General features: G+C 59.7%; 14 protein-coding genes. 5 read left to right on the plus strand and 9 right to left on the minus strand.

Annotated features, from left to right (window positions below; all coding sequences use genetic code 11):
• Positions 1-11: 11 nt before the first annotated feature.
• The 4 genes from C0V76_RS06915 to C0V76_RS06930 form a co-directional block, all read right to left on the minus strand.
• Positions 12-1,370 carry a DUF1501 domain-containing protein gene (locus C0V76_RS06915; RefSeq protein ID WP_101941624.1) on the minus strand — a complete coding sequence of 453 codons (1,359 nt, stop codon included), beginning with the start codon at positions 1,368-1,370 and terminating at the stop codon, positions 12-14.
• The gene (locus C0V76_RS06920; RefSeq protein ID WP_101941625.1) at positions 1,367-3,172 is read right to left on the minus strand and encodes a DUF1800 family protein; all 1,806 of its coding nucleotides are present in this window, start codon (positions 3,170-3,172) and stop codon (positions 1,367-1,369) included. The genes C0V76_RS06915 and C0V76_RS06920 overlap by 4 nt, the downstream gene beginning before the upstream one ends.
• 121 nt (positions 3,173-3,293) lie before the next feature.
• On the minus strand, positions 3,294-4,001 hold the full coding sequence (locus C0V76_RS06925; protein ID WP_216821669.1) for a DNA alkylation repair protein: 708 nt from the start codon (positions 3,999-4,001) through the stop codon (positions 3,294-3,296).
• A gap of 4 nt (positions 4,002-4,005) precedes the next feature.
• The gene (locus tag C0V76_RS06930; protein ID WP_101941626.1) at positions 4,006-4,980 is read right to left on the minus strand and encodes a hypothetical protein; all 975 of its coding nucleotides are present in this window, start codon (positions 4,978-4,980) and stop codon (positions 4,006-4,008) included.
• A gap of 441 nt (positions 4,981-5,421) precedes the next feature.
• Here C0V76_RS06930 and C0V76_RS06935 point away from each other — a divergent pair, with 441 nt between their 5' ends.
• Positions 5,422-7,059: an electron-transfer flavoprotein:ubiquinone oxidoreductase gene (locus C0V76_RS06935; protein ID WP_101941627.1), complete on the plus strand. Its 1,638-nt coding sequence runs from the start codon at positions 5,422-5,424 to the stop codon at positions 7,057-7,059.
• A gap of 537 nt (positions 7,060-7,596) precedes the next feature.
• Positions 7,597-8,799: an ammonium transporter gene (locus tag C0V76_RS06940; RefSeq protein ID WP_101941628.1), complete on the plus strand. Its 1,203-nt coding sequence runs from the start codon at positions 7,597-7,599 to the stop codon at positions 8,797-8,799.
• 426 nt (positions 8,800-9,225) lie between these two features.
• On the opposite strand, the gene C0V76_RS06945 is transcribed toward C0V76_RS06940, so the two are convergent.
• The 4 genes from C0V76_RS06945 to C0V76_RS06960 form a co-directional block, all read right to left on the minus strand.
• Positions 9,226-11,199, minus strand: a complete 1,974-nt coding sequence (locus C0V76_RS06945) for a DUF3732 domain-containing protein (protein WP_216821670.1) — start codon at positions 11,197-11,199, stop codon at positions 9,226-9,228.
• 26 nt (positions 11,200-11,225) lie between these two features.
• Entirely contained in the window at positions 11,226-11,687 is a 462-nt protein-coding gene (locus tag C0V76_RS20435; RefSeq protein WP_101941630.1) for a three component ABC system middle component, read from the minus strand.
• Positions 11,684-12,868 carry a hypothetical protein gene (locus C0V76_RS06955; protein ID WP_101941631.1) on the minus strand — a complete coding sequence of 395 codons (1,185 nt, stop codon included), beginning with the start codon at positions 12,866-12,868 and terminating at the stop codon, positions 11,684-11,686. Before C0V76_RS06955 ends, C0V76_RS20435 begins: the two co-directional genes overlap by 4 nt.
• Before the next feature lie 538 nt (positions 12,869-13,406).
• Positions 13,407-13,790, minus strand: coding sequence for a hypothetical protein (locus C0V76_RS06960; RefSeq protein WP_101941632.1), 384 nt, complete (start codon positions 13,788-13,790; stop codon positions 13,407-13,409).
• Between the two features lie 891 nt (positions 13,791-14,681).
• Between C0V76_RS06960 and C0V76_RS06965 the strand changes: the two genes are divergently transcribed.
• From C0V76_RS06965 to C0V76_RS06975, 3 genes are read left to right on the plus strand one after another with little or no spacing between them, the layout of a single operon-like run.
• Positions 14,682-17,555 (plus strand): type VI secretion system Vgr family protein, encoded by a 2,874-nt coding sequence (locus C0V76_RS06965; RefSeq protein WP_101941633.1) that lies wholly within the window; start codon positions 14,682-14,684, stop codon positions 17,553-17,555.
• Positions 17,552-19,135 (plus strand): hypothetical protein, encoded by a 1,584-nt coding sequence (locus C0V76_RS06970; protein WP_101941634.1) that lies wholly within the window; start codon positions 17,552-17,554, stop codon positions 19,133-19,135. The genes C0V76_RS06965 and C0V76_RS06970 overlap by 4 nt, the downstream gene beginning before the upstream one ends.
• 8 nt (positions 19,136-19,143) lie before the next feature.
• Positions 19,144-20,148, plus strand: a complete 1,005-nt coding sequence (locus tag C0V76_RS06975) for a PoNe immunity protein domain-containing protein (RefSeq protein WP_101941635.1) — start codon at positions 19,144-19,146, stop codon at positions 20,146-20,148.
• Positions 20,149-20,399: 251 nt separating this feature from the next.
• Here C0V76_RS06975 and C0V76_RS06980 read toward each other — a convergent pair whose 3' ends face one another.
• Entirely contained in the window at positions 20,400-21,404 is a 1,005-nt protein-coding gene (locus C0V76_RS06980) for an integron integrase (protein ID WP_101941636.1), read from the minus strand.
• Between the last annotated feature and the right edge of the window lie 2 nt (positions 21,405-21,406).

Here is a 21,406-nt window from a genome sequence, read left to right on the forward strand (position 1 = left end):
CAGGCGGGGGCTCAGACGAACCCCAGGTTGCCGCTGGCGAACTGCGCCAGATTGGGCAGCATGCTGCTCACCTGCGTCGTGCTCAGGCCCATCCAGCTCGCCAGCGTAGCCACATACTGATCCACCGAGGTACCGGGGATCCAGCGCCCCTGCCACTCCCAGCTGTTCACGCCGTAATCGTCGGCCCCGCCCAGCGCCAGATCGGGGAAACTGCCGTAGCTCAGGCCGCCCTTCACGGCCCCGCCCAGCACCAGATGATGATTGCCCCAGCCATGATCGGTGCCGCCACTTGAATTGGGCTTGAGGGTACGGCCGAAGTCCGACAGGGTGAAACTCGTCACATTGTTCTCCAGCCCCAGCTGGGCCAGCGCCGTCTGAAAAGCGACCAGCGCCGGTGCAAGTTGCGCGAAGAGGGTGTTCTGGCGCTCCAGCTGGCTGTTGTGGGTGTCATAGCCGCTCTGCGACACCACATACACATGCCGCGAACCACCCACCGAGGCGCGCTCGCGCAGGAGCTTGGCAACCTGGTAGAGCTGCTTGGCGATACTGCTGTTGTAGATCCCCTGCAGATTGCCGAAGGCTGCGTTGAGCGGGTCCGAGGGGGTGTTGGCCGGGGTGATCTTGAGCACCGGGCCGAGGCTGGCGCTGCGCGTGAGGGCCGTCTTCTGGATATTGGCAAAGGCTGCCACGAGCTGATTGCTGCGCGCGGTATTGGCCAGCGTGTCGAGCATTGCACGGCGCTTGGCGTGATTGCCACTGAAGCTTCCATCCGGCGCAAACGCCGCCCCGGGGCCAGGCAGTGCGAGGGTGCTGCGCGCCGCGCCGATCCCCAGACGCCCGGCATCGCCCAACGCAAACACCGGATCGCTGCCCAGGCTCTCCATCAGGCGCCCGCCCCAGCCGGTGCGCCCGAGCACCGAGGCGCCGCCGGACTCCCACAGGTTCTGCTGGTCGGAATGGGAGAAGAGGTTGTCCGGCAGCACCGCCGTCTTGGCCACCAGCTGAGCACGCGTCGTCGGTCTGGCCAGCGGGCCGACATTGAACACCGGCGCCAGCTTGGCTTGTGTCCAGTACGGCGCCAGCGCCGACAGCGCCGGATGCAGGCCGTAGCTGCTGCCGACCGGCACCAGACTGGCCTTGGGAATGGCCAGGGCGCCACGCACCGCGGCATAGCTGTTGTAGCCTGCCGTATCGAGCGGCACGATCATGTTGGCGCCATCGTTGCCGCCATACAGCGCGATGCACACCAGCGCACGATAGCCGCTGCTGGTCTGAGCCTGAGCCGGCGTGGCAAGCAGCAGCTCAAGGCCACCAAGGGCGCTCAGGGCACCGCCGCCGAGCATGGTTTTGAGGATATGGCGTCGATTCATCTCTGCACCTGGTATTCGGGGCTGGCAAGGATCAGGTAGAAGGCCGTGCGCACCCGCTCGGTGCGCCAGCCGCTGCTGGTGGTGCTGACCGGCCAGGCGGCCACGGCATCCACGATGCCGCTGCGGATATCGGCCGGCAGGCCGCCGGTGACGAGCAGGCGCTCAATCTCGCTGACCAGGCTGCTGGCGTTATCAGCCAGCGGCAGCCAGCTGCTGATGTCCGCAGTGCTGCCGCTCGCGCCCGGAAAACCGCCCGCCGCCAGGCCGTTCCAGTACAGCATGCGGTTCGAGAGGTTGTAGCGGGCCAGCGTGCTGTTGGGGTTCTCGATGGCAAAAGCGGGGCCGACGAGACTGGTGCCAGCCAGCGGGAAATCCGGCGGATAGAAATTGAAGACGGAGTTGGCATTGAAGATGGCCTGGCCAAACTCCTCGCCCCACCAGTAGTAGAAACCGGCGCCATCCGAACTGGTATTCATGGCCCGCAGCAGGCCGGCGATGAACTGCGCCGGCTCGCGCAGGCGACCATAGTCGGTGGCGCTCTTGCTATCGCCGCGCGCCTCGCTGTCGAGCAGGATGGCGGCGATGATGGCCTTCATGTCACCACGCTGGCCGCTGCCGATACCGAAGGCGGTGCCGCTCGCAAAAGCCTGCGATACCCGGCCGACATAGGCGGGCGAAGGATTGCTGGTCACCAGATGCTGGATCAGCTGCTTACCAATGAAGGGCGCGATATTGGGATGCTGGAACAAGGCATTGAGCACCGCGTCCATGGCCTGGGCCGGCGTATGCCCGCCCCCCAGTTTGCCGCCGCCGGGCAGGCTGCGCTCGGCCGTGTCGTGCTGGGCCGGCACCGCCAGCAGCTGGCCGCGGTAGTAGGTCGGGTTCTTCCAGCCGGAACTGCCCCAGGCGCTCACACCGCCGGCCGGATAAGTCCAGCCGGTGAGCGCGAAGGCCACCTCGCGCACGATGTTGTTGTCGTAAGTCGGCCGGCAGCTCCCCCCCGCCAGACGCCCGTCGGCCGTCAGCTCGCACAGGCCGATCGAGAACAGCTGCATCAGCTCGCGGGCGAAATTCTCGTTGGGCGCCGCCTTCTCGTTGTTGACCAGGTTCAGGTAGTCCGCCATCGCCGGGTTACGGCTCACCGCCCCGAGCAGCTCGCGCACATTGCCGAAGGACTGATCGAGCAGCATCTGGTGATAATCGCGCAGACCGTAAGTGCCACTGACCTCCGAATTCGAGACGACGAAGATCTGCCCCAGGGCGAGCGCCACGCGCTGGCGCAGCTGGTCGGCCCCGCTCAGCGCACTGACATAGAACTCGCGCGACAAGGGTTCGGCCGAGTAGTACTCCTGCCAGCAGTTCTTGCGGTAGTACTCGCTCGGGAAGGCGCCGTACTCGGCGCAGAAATCCTTCAGCCCGGTGGTATGAACCGCTGTCGAATAGGCCGAATAGTTGTCACCGGCAGCCATCATCTGGGCCACCAGCCAGTTGCGGAAGCCGCTGCCGCGCACCACGGCGAGATCACGTACGGTGGGGCCGAAGCTCGCCTGGGTCAGGAAGCGGACGGCATCCGCCTCGCTCGGCGCAGCCTCCCCCGCCGCCAGGGGCGCCGGTGCCGGCACACTCGCACCGGGCTTGCTGGAAGAGGAAGCTGCGGCCGCGCCTGTGCTGGAAGCTGCGCCTCCACTGCTGCCCCCGGCGCCACTCCCCCCACTACTGCTGCCGCCGCCCCCACCGCCGCCACAGGCCGCCAGCAGGGTCGTCAGCAGCAAGGCCCCGCCCAAGCGGATGATCCGATCCATGCCACGCACTCCGTCTGAAAACGTCTGCGAGGCTAGATGTAAATTTCGTTAAAAACATCTCGATTTGATCTGGATCAGACCGGTGGCCCGCCGAACTCGACGAACGCTCAGGCCGCCGCGCTCACCCCAGACGCTTGAGCGCTTCCCGCCGGGTGAGGCCGGAAACCTGCCCGCCATGCGCCTCGAGCCAGGCCCGCACCCAGGCCGGATCGGTGCGCGCAAACTGGCGCAGGGCCCAGCCCATGGCCTTGCGGATGAAAAAATCCGTCTGATCCAGATTGGCCGCCAGCGTGGCCGCAAGACGCACGCGATCCGTATCGCCCGCATACATCAGCTGATGCAGGATCGCCACCCGGCGCAGCCAGATATCCTCGTGCGTGGCATACCCATCCAGCCGCGCGCGCAAGGCCGGAGCCCGGCGGCACAGCCCGCCATACACATGCGCCGCAAGCAGATCCACCGAATCCCACCAGGCCTTCGCCTGCACCAATGCCGCCAGCTGTGGCTCATGCCGCGCCTCCAGGCGAGCGGCGAACTTCACCAGCAGATCGACCGCCACATACTGGCATTCGCGCTCATCAAAAGCCCACAAGGCTTGCGCCACGCCAAGCAGCCAGTCCGGGTCGGGCGCCTTGCCCAGGCTCGCCAGCAGCGGCTTGACGGCCGCCCGCCGGGCCGGTGTCGGCAGCCCGAAAAACGCGAAGCGCTGCTGCATGTAGGCGGCCATCGGCGCGGCCCGCGAAGGCTCGGCCTGCGCGGCCAGCTGCTCACGCAGCGCGACGGCAAACACCTGCGGAGCCGGCCAATCCTTCATGTCGAACGCGGCCATGACTTCAGAAGCCCGGCGCCGGATTGTCACCGCTCGCATGGCGGTAGAGGCCGTCCTTGAAGCGGTAGATCAGGCGGGCCTGAACCGCCTGAACCTGCACCAGATACTCTTCGCTGGGCGGGGCCTCCCCCTCCTCCAGCGGTTCGCTGGCCGGGGCACTCGCAGGCGCCGCCGGCGCCTGGATCGGCACGACCTGGGCACTCGTCTGCTTGCCAGTGAAACTGATCACCAGATCGCCGGGCTGGCTGCCGCCGGGCTGGATCTGCCAGGTGCCACTGACGCTGTAGCAGCCATAGTTGGTGGAGTAATCCTCCAGGCTCAGGCGATGCTGCGAACCGGGCTTGGCCGCCACCAGATCCGGGCAGCCCGGCGTGGCGCCACTGGCATCGGATTCGATCATGAGCGCTTCCTCACTGCCGAGCAGGGCATCCACGCGCTGCGCGCCCAGCGCATAGAGGCTCAGCCAGCGTCCGCACATGCCCTGCCAGCAACTGCCATTCACGACCCCCAGCGCCTGCTGGCCATTGCCGAGCGGGGTCAGCGTGAGCTCGCCCGGATCACCGAAAAAGCCGGACCAGGCAAACGACGGCTGCGAGCCCGCCAGATACCACCTGCCCTCACGGCGCTCGAACCAGTACGCCCCGAGATTGCCCGGCGTGGAGTGGCCGGCCTGACTGGCGCCCTGCGCATCCGAGGGCGTGCCGGCAACAATCAGCAGCACCCGGTCGGCCGACAGCGTGGCGACCTTGGCGGGCGTGACCTGCACCCATAGCGGCAATTCCTGCTTCACACCCGAAGCATCCGTGTCGGGCTGGGTGACCTGGGTAACGACCAGCGCGTCTTTCTTCCAGCCGGGAAAGGCCACCTGCATCAGGGCCTCGGCCTCCGTGTTGGTTGAAAAGGCTTCTGGCGCTTTACTCTTACAAGCAACAAGGAGACTGGCTAGGCCAAACAATATCGTGGCGATCAGGATGCGCATGTATTTTTCTCTCTTTCGTGATGCCGTCATTGTGCCCGTTGCGTACTGAGCCCAAGACCTTCCACGCGACAAAAGCACGGCGCTCCCGCCCCTGATCTTTGAGACCCCAGGCGAGGTCTGAATCCACAAACGTCTGCAACTCAAGACCGACCGCTAGACGTACAACATAGACGCCTGCGAAGCCCCCCCCCTCCACCCAAGCACAGCACCGTTTCCAATCCATTCGGCCAAAACTGGCCGCTTGTAAGCTCCTGCTTGAGCTGGGGCACCCATAAACCATTCAAGCTGCGGTAAAAATCAGTCTTCGCGAGCGAGCACAGCAAGCGCCGAAGCGGAGCCTCCTCCTCTGCTGCTGAATCAGCACGGCCGATAGACCGGCTGTCTCAGCAGAGAAGCCATCTCAATACACTGCAAACGCGCGCCCTTGTCTGAAGAATTACCATGACCCGCGACCTCATCGAATACGACGTACTCATCATCGGCGCCGGCCCCGCCGGCCTCGCCGCCGCGATCCGCCTGCGCCAGCTGGCCGTCAGCGGCGGGCGGGAAATCTCTGTCTGCGTGCTCGAAAAAGGAGCCCAGATCGGCGCCCACATCCTCTCCGGGGCGGTGATCGACCCCATCGCGCTGGATGAACTCCTGCCGGACTGGCGCACGCTCGGCGCGCCGCTTCAGACCCAGGTCAGCGAGGATGAAGTCGTCTGGCTCAGCGCGCAGCACGCCCTGCCCGCGCCGCACTGGAGCCTGCCGCCACAGATCGACAATCGCGGCCTTTACGTTGGCAGCCTCGGCGAGCTGTGCAGCTGGCTCGGCACGCAGGCCGAGGCACTCGGCGTCGAGCTCTACCCGGGCTTCGCCGCCGCCGCGCCCTGCTACAACGAGGCCGGCGCGCTGATCGGCGTGCTCAGCGGCGACATGGGCCGCAATGCAGCCGGCGAAGAAAGCACCCGCTTTGCGCCCGGCATCGAAATCCACGGCCGCTACACCCTGGTCGCCGAAGGCGCCGGCGGCTCGCTCACGCGCGAGCTCGAAGCCCGCTACGGCCTGCGCGAAGGCGTCGGCGAAAGCCACTACGGTCTGGGCATCAAGGAGCTGTGGCGGATCCCGGCCGAGCGCCACCGTGCTGGCAGCGTCAGCCACTTCCTGGGCTGGCCGCTGGGCGGGGAAGCCGGCGGCGGCGCGTTCCTCTACCAGTACGGTGAAGACCGGGTCGCCCTCGGCCTGGTCACCCACTTCGGCTACCGCAACCCGCAGCTCTCGCCCTTTGACGAACTCCAGCGCCTCAAGACTCACCCGCGCATCGCCGCCCTGCTCGCCGGTGGCGAGCGCCTCGGCTACGGCGCCCGCAGCATCAACGAAGGCGGCCTGCAGTCGCAGCCCCGCCTGAGCTTTCCGGGCGGCCTGCTGCTGGGCTGCGCGGCAGGCCTGCTCAATGTGCTGCGCATCAAGGGCACGCATACCGCGATGAAGTCCGGCATGCTCGCCGCCGAAGCGGTCGCCGCCGCCCTGCAGGCCGGGCGTGAGCATGACGAGCTGGCGGATTTCCCGGCCGCCGTGGCCGCCTCCTGGATCGGCCGCGAGCAGCACGACACGCGCAACGTGAAGCCACTGCTGTCGCGCTTCGGCACCGTGCTCGGTTCGCTCTTCTGCGGCGTCGAAATGTGGCTACTAGCCCTCGGCCTGCGCCTGCCCTGGACGCTACGCCACCCAGCCCCGGCGCGCAGCAAGATGGCCGCCGCAAGCGACTACCCAGCACGCCCGCCGCTGAAGCCGGACGGCGTGCTGACTTTCGACCGCAACAGTTCCCTGATGCTCGCCAACATCCGCCATGAGCACGACCAGCCGCCCCATCTGCGCCGCCAGAACACCCCGGCCCAGGAAAGCGTGCGGGTGATCCGCTTTGCTGCCCCCGAAGCCCGCTACTGCCCGGCCGGCGTGTATGAGCGGGAGGGCGACACGGTACGCATCACCAGCCAGAACTGCCTGCACTGCAAGGCCTGCGAGCTCAACGACCCAGAGCACAGCCTGCTCTGGCACCCGCCCGAAGGCGGCAGCGGCCCGCAATACATCGGGATGTAACGGAGTCAGGGGCACGCGGCTTGCCGTCGCTGCGGCTTTGCCGCACAGCCCCGCTCCACCCTGGGCCTCGCCAGATGAAGCCGGCCCTACAAAATCCCACCCGCCACAAGCCTGGAGCCCACAGGCACACAGAGTTTCGTAGGTGCGGCTTGAGCCTCACAGCCCCATGCCCACCCTGGGCCTCGCCGGCTGAAGCCGGCCCTACAAGCTCAAAACCATCCCCACAGGCACGGCTACGCGCACAGACACGCGGCTTTTCGTAGGGCCGGCTTCAGCCGGCGGGGCCCAGACGCCAGCACAGGCCCACCCCGCCAGCAGACGCCCCGCTGCAGTGCAAAACCCTTTGCACCAAATGCATCGACACCGCCTCATGCGGTGCATGTACAAGCACCGCTTGCGTGCATAAACGAAAGGCGTATGCACATATATGGCGCATCCACAGCTCGACATGTTCAAGTAAGCCATTGATTAATGAAGAAATTAACTCTGGCTCAGTTCATGCTTTAAGCAGCACTTCCGTGCAATACGAGGTCCAAAATGGAGCAGTTTCAAACTTCCGCCAACGTGCTTTTCGTGCTGCTGGGCGCCATCATGGTGCTGGCCATGCACGCTGGCTTCGCCTTTCTTGAGCTTGGCACCGTGCGTCGCAAGAACCAGGTCAATGCCCTGGTCAAGATCCTGGTCGATTTCTGTGTCTCGACGATCGCCTACTTCTTCATCGGCTATGGCATCGCCTACGGCGTGCATTTCTTCAGCGGCGCGCAAAGTCTGATGGTCAATAGTGGCTACGAGCTGGTGAAGTTCTTCTTCCTGCTCACCTTCGCCGCCGCCATCCCGGCCATCGTCTCCGGCGGCATCGCCGAGCGCGCGCGCTTCTCGCCGCAGCTAGCCGCCACCTTCATGCTGGTGGGCTTCGTCTACCCCTTCTTCGAAGGCATCGTATGGGCCGACAAGTTCGGTATCCAGCCGGCCATCGAAGCCGCACTGGGCGCCAAGTTCCACGACTTCGCCGGCAGCGTGGTGGTGCATGCCGTAGGGGGCTGGATCGGCCTCGTCGCCGTGGTGCTGCTCGGCGCACGCCGTGGCCGCTACAACAAGGATGGCGCCATCGCCGCCCACCCGCCTTCAAGCATCCCCTTCCTCGCCCTTGGCGCCTGGATCCTCACCGTGGGCTGGTTCGGCTTCAACGTGATGAGCGCCCAGAAGCTCGAAGCCATCACCGGCCTCGTCGCCGTGAACTCGCTGATGGCGCTGGTCGGCGGCACCCTCACCGCGCTGGTGATGGGCAAGAACGACCCGGGCTTCGTGCATAACGGCCCGCTCGCCGGCCTCGTCGCCGTCTGCGCCGGCTCGGACATCATGCATCCGCTGGGCGCCCTGATCGTGGGCGGCGTGGCCGGTGCGCTGTTCGTCTACATGTTTACGCAGGTTCAGAACCGCTGGAAGATCGACGACGTGCTCGGCGTATGGCCCCTGCACGGCCTGTGTGGCGCCTGGGGCGGCATCGCCGCCGGCATCTTCGGCCAGCAAGCGCTGGGCGGTGCGGGCGGCGTGAGCTTCTGGGCCCAGCTGATCGGCACCCTGGCCGGTATCGCAGTCGCCGTGATCGGCGGCGGCATCGTGTACGGCACGATCAAGAAAATCGCCGGCCTGCGCCTGGACGCCGAAGAAGAATTTAATGGCGCAGACTTGTCCATCCATAAAATTTCAGCCACACCGGAACGCGAAACCAACTGGTGATGAAGATGTTAGGCAGGAATAAAGTCTGTCGGGCTGAAATAAAGTCTGTCGGGCTTTCAGCCCCTTCCCAGCAAAAAGCCCACGGCGGATGTCGTGGGCTTTTTGTTTAGTCATGCTTTTACAGGCTCGCTTGCGCTTTGTTCAGTACCTCGGCCGATCATCGGCCTGAGCGGACGGCCGGCTTTATCCGCATCACCGCCCGCTTCCGACCCAATCCGGGCGTTCGGCCTCATGAGCTGTCAGCAGCAGGAAACAGAGCGTAGCGGTCATTCATGGCCTGAGGCGGGCTTCTCCTGCTCGGCCTTAGCTGTCATTCACGATACAAATGAAAGATGGCAGCTTTAACATTGAAAGCTGCCGTAAAAAATCTAGTAAACGAAGGGCAACTCATCAGACAGACAGGAAGTATTTCTCTGTATCACGCTATTAGGAGTTGGCAATGAAACCACGATTGCGCCAAGTAGCACGAACATAGTCTTGAAACTGATAGCCTTCCCCAAGCGTAAGGTTGTCTGCATGATCCGAGACGATAATCTGGGGAGTTACCCCTGTTTTGCCTACAGTGTCTGAACAAAATTTGGCGAACTGAGTGAACATATTCGTCACGGCGCGCATGTCATCATCGTATCTTCCTTCTCGTTTCGCCTGCTTGGCCAACTCCTTGGCATTAAAGGCATCTCCATCATCCAAAGATGCCGGAAAGTAGACCTGCGTCGGCTGATCCAAGAAAAGAATAGGGGGAATCTTGCAGTCCTGCTCAGAGCGGGCCGCAAACTGGTAGTGCAACGACATGAACAACGCAAGATGCGAGTACAGCCAGTTGGCACCACTGCCCATTGATCGGAGGTAAATGCGTGTGTCCGCATCCTGCTGGTACCACAGATCAAACGTTTCCAGATCGAAACGGAGAGCCGACGGCTTGTAGGTTTCTTCGAAGTCGAAATTGTTTCCGAGTTCGCACATCTTAGAATCGATGTCATTGCTAAGGGCTTTCAGCTTGTCCTTGATATTGTAGTCAGCAACTAGTTCGCCCAGTCGTTTCACTTCATCCGTCCAATGCTTTTCCAAGTCAGCCAGCTCGGATTCAGGCTTATCAAGCTGCTCCTGGATAGCGAGTTCAAGCTTGAGCTTCGCCTTCATCGCTTGCTCGTCGATTGACTTGGACGTCTTGAGCTTTGCGATTTCCTCATCGAGGGGGGCGAAATCGGCTTGGATACGCTTGAGCTGATCGTTAATGCGATCGAGCTGTTCCTGCAGCATGCGGCGTTCTTCAGCAAAGCTTTCGCGTGCATATGCAGACAGCGTCAGCTCTTCGTTCAGCCATTCGATGGCGCTGACCAGCTTGTTAGCCTCTACACCTGGAACATATGTCTGGGCTTCGCAGACAGGACAATGTGCTTGGGACAGCTCCGTTGAGTTAGGAATATTTTCCTTGGCCATTTCAAGGCCAAACTGAATTGTCGAGGTTATCGAACCGTTGACTAGTCGTAACTGGCCTTGAACCTTACGCTTCTCGATTAGCGCGGCGGTACGCTCCTCATCCAGATGCGCACGGCGTATCTCTGTCTCATTGGATAAAACGTCGATCTTCACTGAGCGGCCCGAGATGATCTTCAGGAAGGTCTTGGCCTTTGCGTAGATTTCTTCTGCAGTGACGTCCACTAAGGGAAAGCCCGCCAGCCCTTTGAACTCGGCTAGATGCTGTTTGTACAGAGCAATAGTGGTTTCTTTTCGCTTGACCTGTCTGGGTATTTGCGTCTGGATTTTCTTGAGTTCGTATTTCGCGAGCTCGAATTCCTTGTGGATATCGAAATATTCTTCATCCACAAGACCCATTAGGATCTTGAAGTGATCGATCGCCTGATCACGCTTACGCTTTTCGTCGAAGCGATAGAAGATCGCATGCTTGTTCGCCACCAAGTTTTGGTGCTGGAGCATGAACGATGAGAAGCTACGAACGGATGGTGTCGGAGATTTGTTACGTCCAGCCACTTTGACGAACGGATCTTCATCTACGTTTTCGAGGGTTATGGCGAAGTGGCGACCCAAGCTCTTCTTGAAGTCAGCCAATGGCATGTAATGTTTGAGATCAAAAAATGCCTTTGGTTGCTCGATCTGCTTCAGCAGATGGTCTGCATTGGTACCGTTCACCTCCAGAAGAAAACAGCGTTCTGATTTCACAGTACGCGCAGCCACCAGGAGATAGGTTGGGAACTGGAAAACGGTGAAAAAGGTCTGTGCACGCTCGGTGATCTTGCCGACTGGGATGGTGTCTTCACTGCTGCCAATGCAGTAGTCGAAGACCTCAAGAATTGCACTCTTGCCAGTCGAAGACTTGCCCGTAATGATGTTCAGCCCAGGAAACAACGGCACGTAGTGCAGCTTGTCTTGGGTATCCACCACTCCGATGTACCTCAAATAACATTTCATAGTGATTTGAATCCCAAAGTCCTATATGTCGAAACTACGTCTTCGCCTGTACAGATGAGAGCTAGTCTACGCCCTGCCTCCAGCAGCACTTGATTGGCATTTGCAGTGCGTACGTCTCCAATCGGCCTCACCGAAAGATCTTCGGTGACCTCAATACCTTGTTCGGCCCTCAGGACAAGCATCGCGGCATGGGTGAGAGGCTTGAATTCCTGCACGCGAATTGTGAGACCTACGAGCCGAGCTTGATTCTTGCAGAGGGTTCGCAGCGAACTCGTGCTGCGGACTGTCAGCAGGTAGTCACGCATGGGTGGGTAGAGCACCATTGGTAGTACTAAATAGCTCAACAGTACATCCCGCTCTTGCTGCGTCGAATGCTTATAGAACTGATGGATGATCGGTGCCAGTGCAAAGGGTGATCGCTGGAGTGTGAAGAGATGATCGATTGGGCCCGCGATCATTCCCAAAGCCTCCAGTGAAACTCGTTACTTGGAGCACTGGGAACTTCATCAGCGAGCATCTGGTATATCCCGTTGCGGAATTCCAGCGGAGTATTTTCGTAATTACAAAATTTTTCGACGTTTGCTGAGCACCGATTTAGATAGAAGCCGCGTGATTTACTCTGCAGAGCTTCGTAGTTCATACCAGATGTGCATTCTTCAATAGCGCTGAGGCGGCTGAGGCGGTGTGATTTGAAGTGGTTGCGGCGGTACGCGTCAATATCTGACTGCGAAATCGTGCAGTCCTTGATCAGCTCCATAATGTAGCGCTCTGCGTGAAGCAATTCAGTTGTCGCGTCCGGGATTAGTTTCCTCCCACCAATCTCATCAAGTTTCATAGCGAATTGCCGCTTATGCACGTCCATTTCGCACGCCTTGCGTTCAAGTGCTTCATGATCTACTTGGGGAAATTTGAGAGTCCCGACGATGTACCTAGCGGTGAGCTCGCCTATCTTTTTCGAGAATTCTGCGCCCGTGATCTTCCAGCCGTTGGACATGCGGTTTGCATTAGTCATAAAGCCGAATAGATCGTCTAAGTACTCGTCGCAGCGATGAGGCAAGATCATGCGCAGATAGCGCCTCTTGTAATGCTCGATCAGTGCTGTCAGGTCAGGCTGGTCCGCGACGATTCGGACTTTTGGCAGGGCCTTGAGGAGCGATTCGCGACGCTCGTTGTCGAGCACGTTGCGCTGTAATCTAAGCACCTTGGAAGGCTTCGCAGTTTCGTCTTCGAACGTCTCCTTATCATTCTTCTTGGCACTTCTTGCTTCAAATGCTGCATGGATGTCCTCCAGCACCTTTAATCGTTCTTCAGTCTTAAGGTCATTCCAAGGCGTAAGAGCGGAATTCTCACCAAAACTTTGTGTCGTAAGCAGAATCAGGTTGACATACTGCTGGTGGTCAAATGCAGGCTTCAGCCAGTTGTTGAGAGTGTTCCAGAAATTTGGGTGCCCATCGGTCAGGCTGTCGGCGTAGAACTTAACCTCTACCTGATCCCGTGCCTCAACTGTTACATCACCAAAGACTTCAATCCATAGGCCTTCATCGTCATCCAGGGTATGACATAAGTCTATTGCAACATGGATTTGATACTTGAGCGCTTCAGAAAGCTTGGTTGCGTCAAAATCGAGTTTAGCCTGCACATCCTCTCCTCCCTTGATGACAAGAATGGCCAGTGAGCGGTTTTTACAACTTGATTAAGAATTCTTTCAGACACAGGACTGCTATCTAGCCAACAATGTCTATGCTAACACATGAGCATAACCATAAGGTTTAGCCCAAGGCTGTGTGAAAACTGACCTATCTCGAATTCCGTAGCTACTGCGCAGTCTGCTTTGCCTCCTAAATCGGCAGCTTAGCCCAGAGGGATCGACCGGCCGCTTTGGCCGAGTTGTGTGAATTGGCCATCCGGCAGGTTTCAAAGTAAAGCGGCCATTCAGAGGGCTGCTTTGCGGCGAGAGCCACAGGCCGTTCCTGGCCGGGAACTGACATCAGACACCTGGCAGCCCGCTCCTGCAATACCGTAAAGTATGTAGTCGCCATGGCGATGTGACGAAGATCACAAAACGCATGCTTTCTCATGCTCAAAGCATTGTGAAGTGGTTATCTTGAGCGGCTAGAGGTAAGTGGCTGCTGTCGGCCAAGAACGGACCTTCAAACATACAAGCCGAAAGCGGGCACTCATGCGCTGTCATGCCTCGCTGCCTGTCCGCATATTGATACGCGTATATCGTCCTGCTCGATAAGTCGGAGCTTGCTGCCTTCGTTGCCGGTATTTCGCAGGCTGTTGATAACCGTCCCAATAGCGACTTGCGAGTTGAGCCTCTTTGTGCCACCACGTTTCTGTGCGTGCAGTAAGACCTCACGCGCGATTACAGGCAAATCCCAAGAATATAGTTGCCCATTAAGTGAATACGGCCGCGCACCGGCTTGTCTAGGGGCAGGCATGACATCGGGGTTGGAAACGTGCAGAGACAGCTGCCACACATCTACCAGCGTGGTATCCAACGCGCATTGCCGCAGGTAGTTGCGCAGCGGCTTATAGGCGTCAAATATCGCAGACATTCTATTTTCTCCTCGCGTTCAGCCACTAAGGCTTGCTTCTGTTTGGAAGCCTTCCCTTGCGGGGCGGCACAGCCGTACGTGGTTGGCGACGTTGGGATATTCAACAACCCGAAGCGTCGGCGTGGACATGCCAAAAGGTTTTTCCGATAACGTAACGAAACTAACACTAAAGCCGGCTCAAGAGCGTCTACTGGAGCCCGGGCGATTCAAATGAGGTCACGGGTATCAAAGCCGGTGTATTCGATGTCTAAAAAAAGTAGCATGTCGCATACCAACACTAAGTCACGAATCCTTAGTGGCCTTTTTCGAAAGCATCGAGCGCGCAGCCCAACGCCTCGAGTCAGTCCACTGTTAACTGCATGCAGCTTTGCTGCCGAAACTACGCAGGATGAAGCGAAGCAGCACTCGTCATCAATAGCGTCGATATTTCTAGCGGCAATATGCTCATCATGATCTACGTCACATCACTCCGGCAACCACAGCTTTACGGTGTTGCAGTGGTGCATCACCGGGGGTCTGATGGCCGTTCCCGGCTAGGAGCGGTCTGTCACTCTCGCCGTAATGCAGCCATTTGAATGGCCGCTGTGCGTTGAAACCTGCCGCATGGCCAATTCACTCTACTCGGCCAAAGCAGCCGATCGGTGCGTGGCGAAGTAATGAGCGCTTTCGCTCCATTGCAGTCAGAAGCAGGCTCGCCAGACCTCCTCATCTCCGCTCAGTCCACATGCCGTTCGTCGGGCAACTTCATCAAAACCCCCATAAAACCCATATCCGCCAGTCATAGCTGGCGAATCCACCAAAGACGCTGCAGCTGCGCTCGTATGAACGTGGCGAAGCTTCAAGGGCGCCCCATAGAATCACCGGATCGCCAGTTACTCGGGACACCTTGTCATGTCTTCGGCATTCAGCGGCATGGTCGAGGCTTTGCCGGATCGGGAAACGTTTCTCAAATTCGCTTCCCAGCGCGCGCGCCTGATTAGCGTTACCACCGCTTTGCCAGACGATCTGTTCGTCGCAGAGCGCTTCATGGGCAGTGAAGGCGTCTCCGAGGTTTCCTGCTTCGACATCGACTGTCTGTCTTCCAACGCCCATATTTCGCTCAAGGATGTTCTGGGCGAGCACATTTCGCTGAAGCTCTTGCTGGCAGACGGACGCGCGAATCGGCAGTGGCACGGCTACATCTCGATGGTTGCGCCTTTGGGGGCCGACGGAGGCTTGGCCCGCTACCGGCTGCGCCTGGAACCCTGGCTGACTGTGCTCCGCCACCGCAGGAACAGTCGCATCTTCCAGGACAAGACCGCTGAAGAAGTCCTGCGCGAGGTGTTCGCCGATTACGAGCTCGCAAACTACGAATTCCGCCTGACTCATCCGCTCAGCTCGCAGCACCTGATTACCCAGTACCGCGAGACCGACCTGGACTTTGTCCATCGCCTGCTGGCTAGCGAGGGCCTGAGCTACACCTTTGAGCACGTCCAGAACGGAACGATGGCTGGTACTCAGGATGCACCGCCGCACTCGCGCCACACGCTCGTCATCTTCGACAGCGGCCACCAACTCAGCGAGTGTGCCGAGCCGCTGATCCGCTTTCATCGTGCCGATGCAACCGAGGCGAGCGACAGCTTCCAACAATGGTTCACCCGGCAAGAGGTACTCACCAACGACGTCGTGCTGGCCAGCTGGGACCACAAGCAACTCATTTCAACCGCTGGGCAAGACGCCGTGCTCGCCTCAACCTTCGGTGGCTTGGGCAATGTGCCAAGTCTGGAACACTACGATGGCGCGGGCGTTCATCGCTTTGCAAGCACTGAAGAAGCACAACGCAGCGCTACGCTGCACGCCCAGTGGTACGCGTTGCGAATGGAGGCTCACAGCGCCTCCGGCACGGTACGCCAGCTAACGCCTGCGCAAAGCTTCACGCTCACACACCACGCCCACTACCAAGGCGATGCCGCCCGCTTTGTCACACTGCGCGTCGAGCATGAGGCTGCCAACAATCTCTCTGGCAACGCTAAAACCATCGCGGGCTTGAAATCTGCTGGAGAGCTAGAAGCGGGCACCTACCGTAACCGCGCCGTCTGTGTTCGCGCGGCACTTCCTCTGGTGCCGCAGCCCATTGAAAAACCACGCATGCAGGGGCTTCAGTCAGCCATCGTGGTAGGCAGTCAGAACGAGGTTGCGGGTTACGGCACCCACAGCGAACGGGATGGATGCGTCAGGATTCAATTCCCGTGGCAGCGGGGGACGGCCCCTCTGGCGGGAGGCCTCACCAGCGAGGTCGAGCGCGCCACCGGTAATGAAACCAACGGAATCTGGGTGCGCGTGGCCGAAACCCTGGCTGGCTCCAACTGGGGGAGTTGCTTCACACCGCGCGTAGGTACCGACGTGCTGGTCGACTTCCTGGAGGGCGATCCGGATCGGCCCGTCATTGTTGCCCAGGTCTACAACGGCCAGGACACCCCGCCATGGCCCGCCGGCCATGACAGCAACGCCAATCACTCTGGCGTACTGAGCGGCATCCACGCGCCGACGCTGGATGGTGCGGGATGGAGTCAATGGCAACTGGATGACGCCACCGGTCAGCTACGCACCCGGCTCGCCACCAGCTTTGCGCGCTCAGAACTGAATCTCGGCTACCTCATTCACCAACCCCCTGGCAGCAGCGAGCGCGGCCAGTATCGCGGCCAAGGCTTCGAGCTGCGCACCGATGGCTGGAGCATCACGCGTGCAGCGCGGGGCATGCTCATCAGCACCACTGCGCGCCAAAACGGTGGCAGTACGCAGCTTGACTCAACCGAAATGGCAAGCCAGCTCAAAGCGGCTCATGAGACGGCCAATCGCCTCTCTGACGCCGCCAGCCAGTCAGAGGCTGACGCACTCACGCAGGCGCAGCGCATCGACACTTTCCGCAACACTGTGCATGCCAAGGACGCACCGCCCGACGGCACCGACTCCCCCGACCGCGAGGTGCCCGGCTTCACCGCCCCGGCCGTGCTCGTAGAGGGGTCAAGCAGCATCAGCTTCGCCACCCCACAAAGCACAACCCTGTTCGCGGGCGAACATTTGCTGACCACGGTACAAGGCGATGCACAGCTCACCGCTCAACACACCGCCAGCCTTGTCTCAGGAGAGGCTACCAGCCTCTACACCCACGCGGGCGGCATCAAAGCCATTGCCGCCAATGCCCCACTCAGTCTCCAAGCCCACGATGGGCTTCTGGAGGTATTGGCGGACAAGGATGTGACGGTCACCAGCAGCAACGATGAAATCCATGTACTCGCCCAATCCAAGATCGTGCTGCAAGCGGGGCAATCTTCCATCACGCTCGAAGGCAGCAATATCACTTTTGCGTGCCCCGGAAAATTTACGATCAAGGGAGCCAGTACCGCGTTTGCAAGTGGTGCAAGTGTTACGGCTGAACTCGAAGCCTTGCCTGAGGGCAAGCTTGGCTCTTCGCCAGAACAAATCGAGCTGCACTACCACTACGACGATCTCACACCTGTCAAAGAAGCACCCTACAGGGTGAGCTTTGAGAACGGCACCGTCCGGCAAGGAACGCTGGACGCCAATGGATATGCATTGCTCAACGGAGTTCCAAAAGGTGGATATACCGTGGAGTACGGCGAAGACAGCCGCGCTTGGCAAGCTCCGCCATTACCACCAGATGATGCAACCTTTGCCAAGACCGACGTCCAGGCTCAAGGGCGCCAAGCCATCGAAGCGATGTTGGAGCGGGAGCCCACCCAAGTAGATGAGGTGTCGTCATGAACCGCTCTGACGTCGAAAGTTTCTTCAAAACGCTTCTGTTGGGAGACTTTGAAGAGAATCAGAACACCGCAGCCCAGTTGGTGGGGGGGCTCATCTCCTTAGTGCCCGTCCTCGATCAGGTGATGGATGCACGAGACATTACCGGCTCACTGTTTCTCATCCAGAAGCGAGGTGGGTTCAAGCACGCCAGTACGGACCAGATAGTCAATCTCGGATTTGCAGCCTTCGGTGCTATCCCCGAAGTGGGCAGTGCCTTCAAGACGGTCTTTAAACCCATATGGAAGGAACGGCGCGCCGCCAAAGGCGCAGTCCATAGCGGGCTGAACGCCATTGAGCATTTGCTCGGCATGAAGAAGGGGGGGGCCATTGCCTGGGTGCGCAACGAGCTGATTGGTAAGTGGAGCGCACGCACCAACGAGGCCATCCAGTCTGTCGAGGCAGGATTGGATGCCTGCATCGCGCTGACCGAGTTCCTTGCAACAGCCAACGGCTGGAAAAATTGGCTGGTTCCCGACCCGATTCAGGTTCTAGCGAAGGAAATGCTGCCCGGACTCAAGAGCTTAAAAGGCAAGCTGAGCGCGCCCCTTCGGCGTGCCAGCGACGAGATTCGTCATTTGCTGGAAGATCTGCTCGGCGAGCAGGCTGCCGCTGTCGTGATGGCGGTTGGTGGTCGTGCAGCAACGGCCAGCGCCGTGCCCGCCACGCGTACCCGCGCTGGCCACAATGCTGCGGCAGAGCACCCCAAGGACAAGGCTCCTATTCGCCAGCCCGACAAGAAGGTGAGCGACAAGCATGAGGCAGATGCCAAGAAAGGCGCGGGACCGGTGCATACGGCCACCCAGGCACGCCGAAATCGATTCGCTGACTTGGCGAACAAGTACGTGGGTGTTCAAGGCGAACACATGTCCGATTACTACTGTCAGAACACCAAGGGATGGGGAAAATCCAAAGCCCATCACGACAAAGAACAGGTCAATGACGCCAAACTCAATGATGGCGGCAAGCTTGTTCAGCTCTGGCCATCCAAAACGCGCGGACGTGGTATTGATGGCGCCTGGAGAACAGGCGGCTCGAAGCCTTATGCGATCATCGAAGCCAAGTACAGTTTGGATCCTACGAAATCTCTGGCAGCTTTGTTGGGAGAGTCGTGGGACAAATCAGAAGGCGGCAGTGGCGGCAATAAAGGACGGCAAGATCCAAATGCGGGTGGCGCTAGCCGAGCAGGCAAGCGCGGCGCTGCAAAGCGGGCGGATCCGATTCGTCAGACCAACGGCAAGATTACACAGATGAGCCATGGCTGGGTGCAGGGGCGTCGGCTTGAAAAAGCAGTCGGTGAAGACGTGGCTGCTGATATTCGTAAGAAGGGATATCTCCGTTACGTGCAGTTTTTCTCAGTGCCGCAGACTGTTGCTCACTCAGAGGCACTTCTAAAGCACATAACGGGTGATCCTGTACAACCATCATTCCATGCCGCACACGAAATCACCCGCGAGTGGGGCGACAGCGAGATTGATAAGGTTGTCGATAATCGTGCTGGTTTTAAAGATGCAGGGCGCAACAAGAGCGCGCGCCAACCTTGAGGCTAGATATGGACTTTCGTCAGATTAGGCGCCAACAGTTCCTCACCGAAGACAGGTACGTTGCGGCAAAAAAGCGATTACCGGAAGAGATTGCTTACTTCGCGTTGAATCCGGTAGGAAGCGGGGCGAGCGAAGCCGAGAGTGAGATGCTTGCGAGACTGCTGAGCGCAGAGCAGCGATACGACTTGCTGTCCTTGCGCTATACCGGTGGTGAGCCCATTGAGTTGCTTCGCGAAGAGCTTGAAGAAGTAGTGTTGGCTTACGAGCGATATGGCGAACAGCTCTGGAGGTATCGAAGCAACCGTAACGAATTTGTCTTTGACCCCCAGAATATTGATGAGTATTGCCAACTGCTGCAGCTGGTCGGCCTTTGCTTCCTGCTTCACCGCCGCGATTTGTTGAAGCGCATTTCCGTGCTACAAGACGGCGAGGATGGTGCAAATGGGGGGGCTGACAACCTGTACGAAGAGCTCATGTCGCACGGGCTTGGTGCCGACTCTCGCTATGAGTCGGATTGGATTAGCGCGGCAGAGCCCTATCAAGCACTTTCTGATGCTCTTTATTCCGAAACAAACGACGAAGCTATCCAACACCTTCACCATTTCCTGCAGCGCTGGTACAAGGATCTTGCCGGGACAGCTTGGCATGACTCGCACAAGCCCGATGACGCCGGGCGCCAAGGCGGGTACTACGGATATTGGAGTTTCGAGGCTGGCGCTGCGGTGTTATTGCTGGGCATTGAAGATGACAGCAGCCTGCACCAATACTTGTATTACCCGAAGGATTTGGTGGCTTGGGCGAGAGCTAATTCCGTATTGTCCGAAGACATCACCGGCACAAACAAAGTCATCTTTCTGCGATGCCCTGGTGGTGATCCGTGTCCTAAGTCCGGCTACTGGAGCACTCCTGCCAAAGTCAATTCACGCCGCCAGTTCAAGCAAGGCGAAACCATGCCAAACTTTGAGTCCAGCTATGGCGCTACGATTTGGCAGTGTGATATAGCCCAGAGCTGACAGCTACAAAGATCAAGAACCCAAAGTCGCCCCGCCGGGCAGCGACTGGAGCGTGCCAATCATCTATTTGTTACGGCACGGCTGGCCGAGACCTGGTGCGAATCAGCTTGGCGCTTTGTTTCATCGTTATTCAACTCGGGGAAAGGCTGACTCTCGGCCAATGCGGTCACTGGGCATGCCTATCGGTAACGTCAGCTATAGCGTGTAGAGCGGATGGACACGCGACGTTGTGGCTGGCTTGGTCTTTGGGGCTAACCGAGTGTCGGCAGTGCATCCATCGGGCTACGTACCCCCATGCCGCCCAGATTCAACACATGGGTGTAGATCATCGTCGTGCTCACGTCCGAATGCCCCAGTAACTGCTGGACCGTGCGAATGTCGTAGCCTGACTGCAGCAGGCTCGTCGCGAAGGAGTGGCGCAACGTGTGCGGTGTAGCCGGTTTTTCGACACCTGCCCGGCGTACCGCCTGTTTGAATGCCCGCTGAAAAGTCTGGTCGTACAGGTGGTGGCGGCGAACTACGCCCGACCGGGGATCCTTCGACAGTTCTGCCTGCGGAAAAACCCAGAACCACGGCCACGATTCGCCAGCGCGTGGATACTTCCGTGCCAGTGCATCGGGTAACTCCACGCCGGGAACACCATTTGCCACATCGGCCGCCCACAGGGCGCGCGCTCGCGCAAGTTGCTCACGCAGCCCGGCAATCAGGCTTTGCGGCAGCATCACGACGCGGTCTTTGGCCCCCTTGCCCTCACGCACGATAATTGAATTGTGCGCAAAATCCACATCCTTCACGCGCAAGCGCATGCCCTCGGCGATTCGCAGGCCTGTACCGTACAAGAGCTGTGCAAACAGCCGGTGTTCGCCCTCCAGCACCGCCAGAATTCGCGCTACCTCATCGGGCACCAGCACGACTGGCAATCGCTTTTTGACATGCGGCCGCCCGATTTCAGTCAGCCAGGGCAGATTTACGCCGAGCACCTTTTCATACAGGAACAGCAGGGCCGACAAAGCCTGCCGGTGCGTTGAGGCTGATACTTTGCGCTCATTCACCAGCCAACGCAGAAAAGCCTCCACCTCAGGCCCCGCCATTGTTGCGGGGTGACGGATGCCATGAAAGCGAATGTACGCCCGCACCCAATAGACATAAACTTCCTCGGTCCGTAAGCTGTAGTGCAGATAGCGGATGCGTTCCCGCAGCTGATCGAGCACTTTCGGGGCCTGCAGAGGCGGCAGCGGAGAAGTGAGGTTTTTCACGA

The organism is Uliginosibacterium sp. TH139 (assembly GCF_002855595.1).
Lineage (GTDB): Bacteria > Pseudomonadota > Gammaproteobacteria > Burkholderiales > Rhodocyclaceae > Uliginosibacterium > Uliginosibacterium aquaticum.

What these genes read in the sequence shown, in the direction of transcription:
- C0V76_RS06915 (WP_101941624.1), bottom strand. Translation starts at nt 1,370, where the DNA reads ATGAATCGACGCCATATCCTCAAAACCATGCTCGGCGGCGGTGCCCTG.
- C0V76_RS06920 (WP_101941625.1), bottom strand. Translation starts at nt 3,172, where the DNA reads ATGGATCGGATCATCCGCTTGGGCGGGGCCTTGCTGCTGACGACCCTG.
- C0V76_RS06925 (WP_216821669.1), bottom strand. Translation starts at nt 4,001, where the DNA reads ATGGCCGCGTTCGACATGAAGGATTGGCCGGCTCCGCAGGTGTTTGCC.
- C0V76_RS06930 (WP_101941626.1), bottom strand. Translation starts at nt 4,980, where the DNA reads ATGCGCATCCTGATCGCCACGATATTGTTTGGCCTAGCCAGTCTCCTT.
- C0V76_RS06935 (WP_101941627.1), top strand. Translation starts at nt 5,422, where the DNA reads ATGACCCGCGACCTCATCGAATACGACGTACTCATCATCGGCGCCGGC.
- C0V76_RS06940 (WP_101941628.1), top strand. Translation starts at nt 7,597, where the DNA reads ATGGAGCAGTTTCAAACTTCCGCCAACGTGCTTTTCGTGCTGCTGGGC.
- C0V76_RS20435 (WP_101941630.1), bottom strand. Translation starts at nt 11,687, where the DNA reads ATGATCGCGGGCCCAATCGATCATCTCTTCACACTCCAGCGATCACCC.
- C0V76_RS06960 (WP_101941632.1), bottom strand. Translation starts at nt 13,790, where the DNA reads ATGTCTGCGATATTTGACGCCTATAAGCCGCTGCGCAACTACCTGCGG.
- C0V76_RS06965 (WP_101941633.1), top strand. Translation starts at nt 14,682, where the DNA reads ATGTCTTCGGCATTCAGCGGCATGGTCGAGGCTTTGCCGGATCGGGAA.
- C0V76_RS06970 (WP_101941634.1), top strand. Translation starts at nt 17,552, where the DNA reads ATGAACCGCTCTGACGTCGAAAGTTTCTTCAAAACGCTTCTGTTGGGA.
- C0V76_RS06975 (WP_101941635.1), top strand. Translation starts at nt 19,144, where the DNA reads ATGGACTTTCGTCAGATTAGGCGCCAACAGTTCCTCACCGAAGACAGG.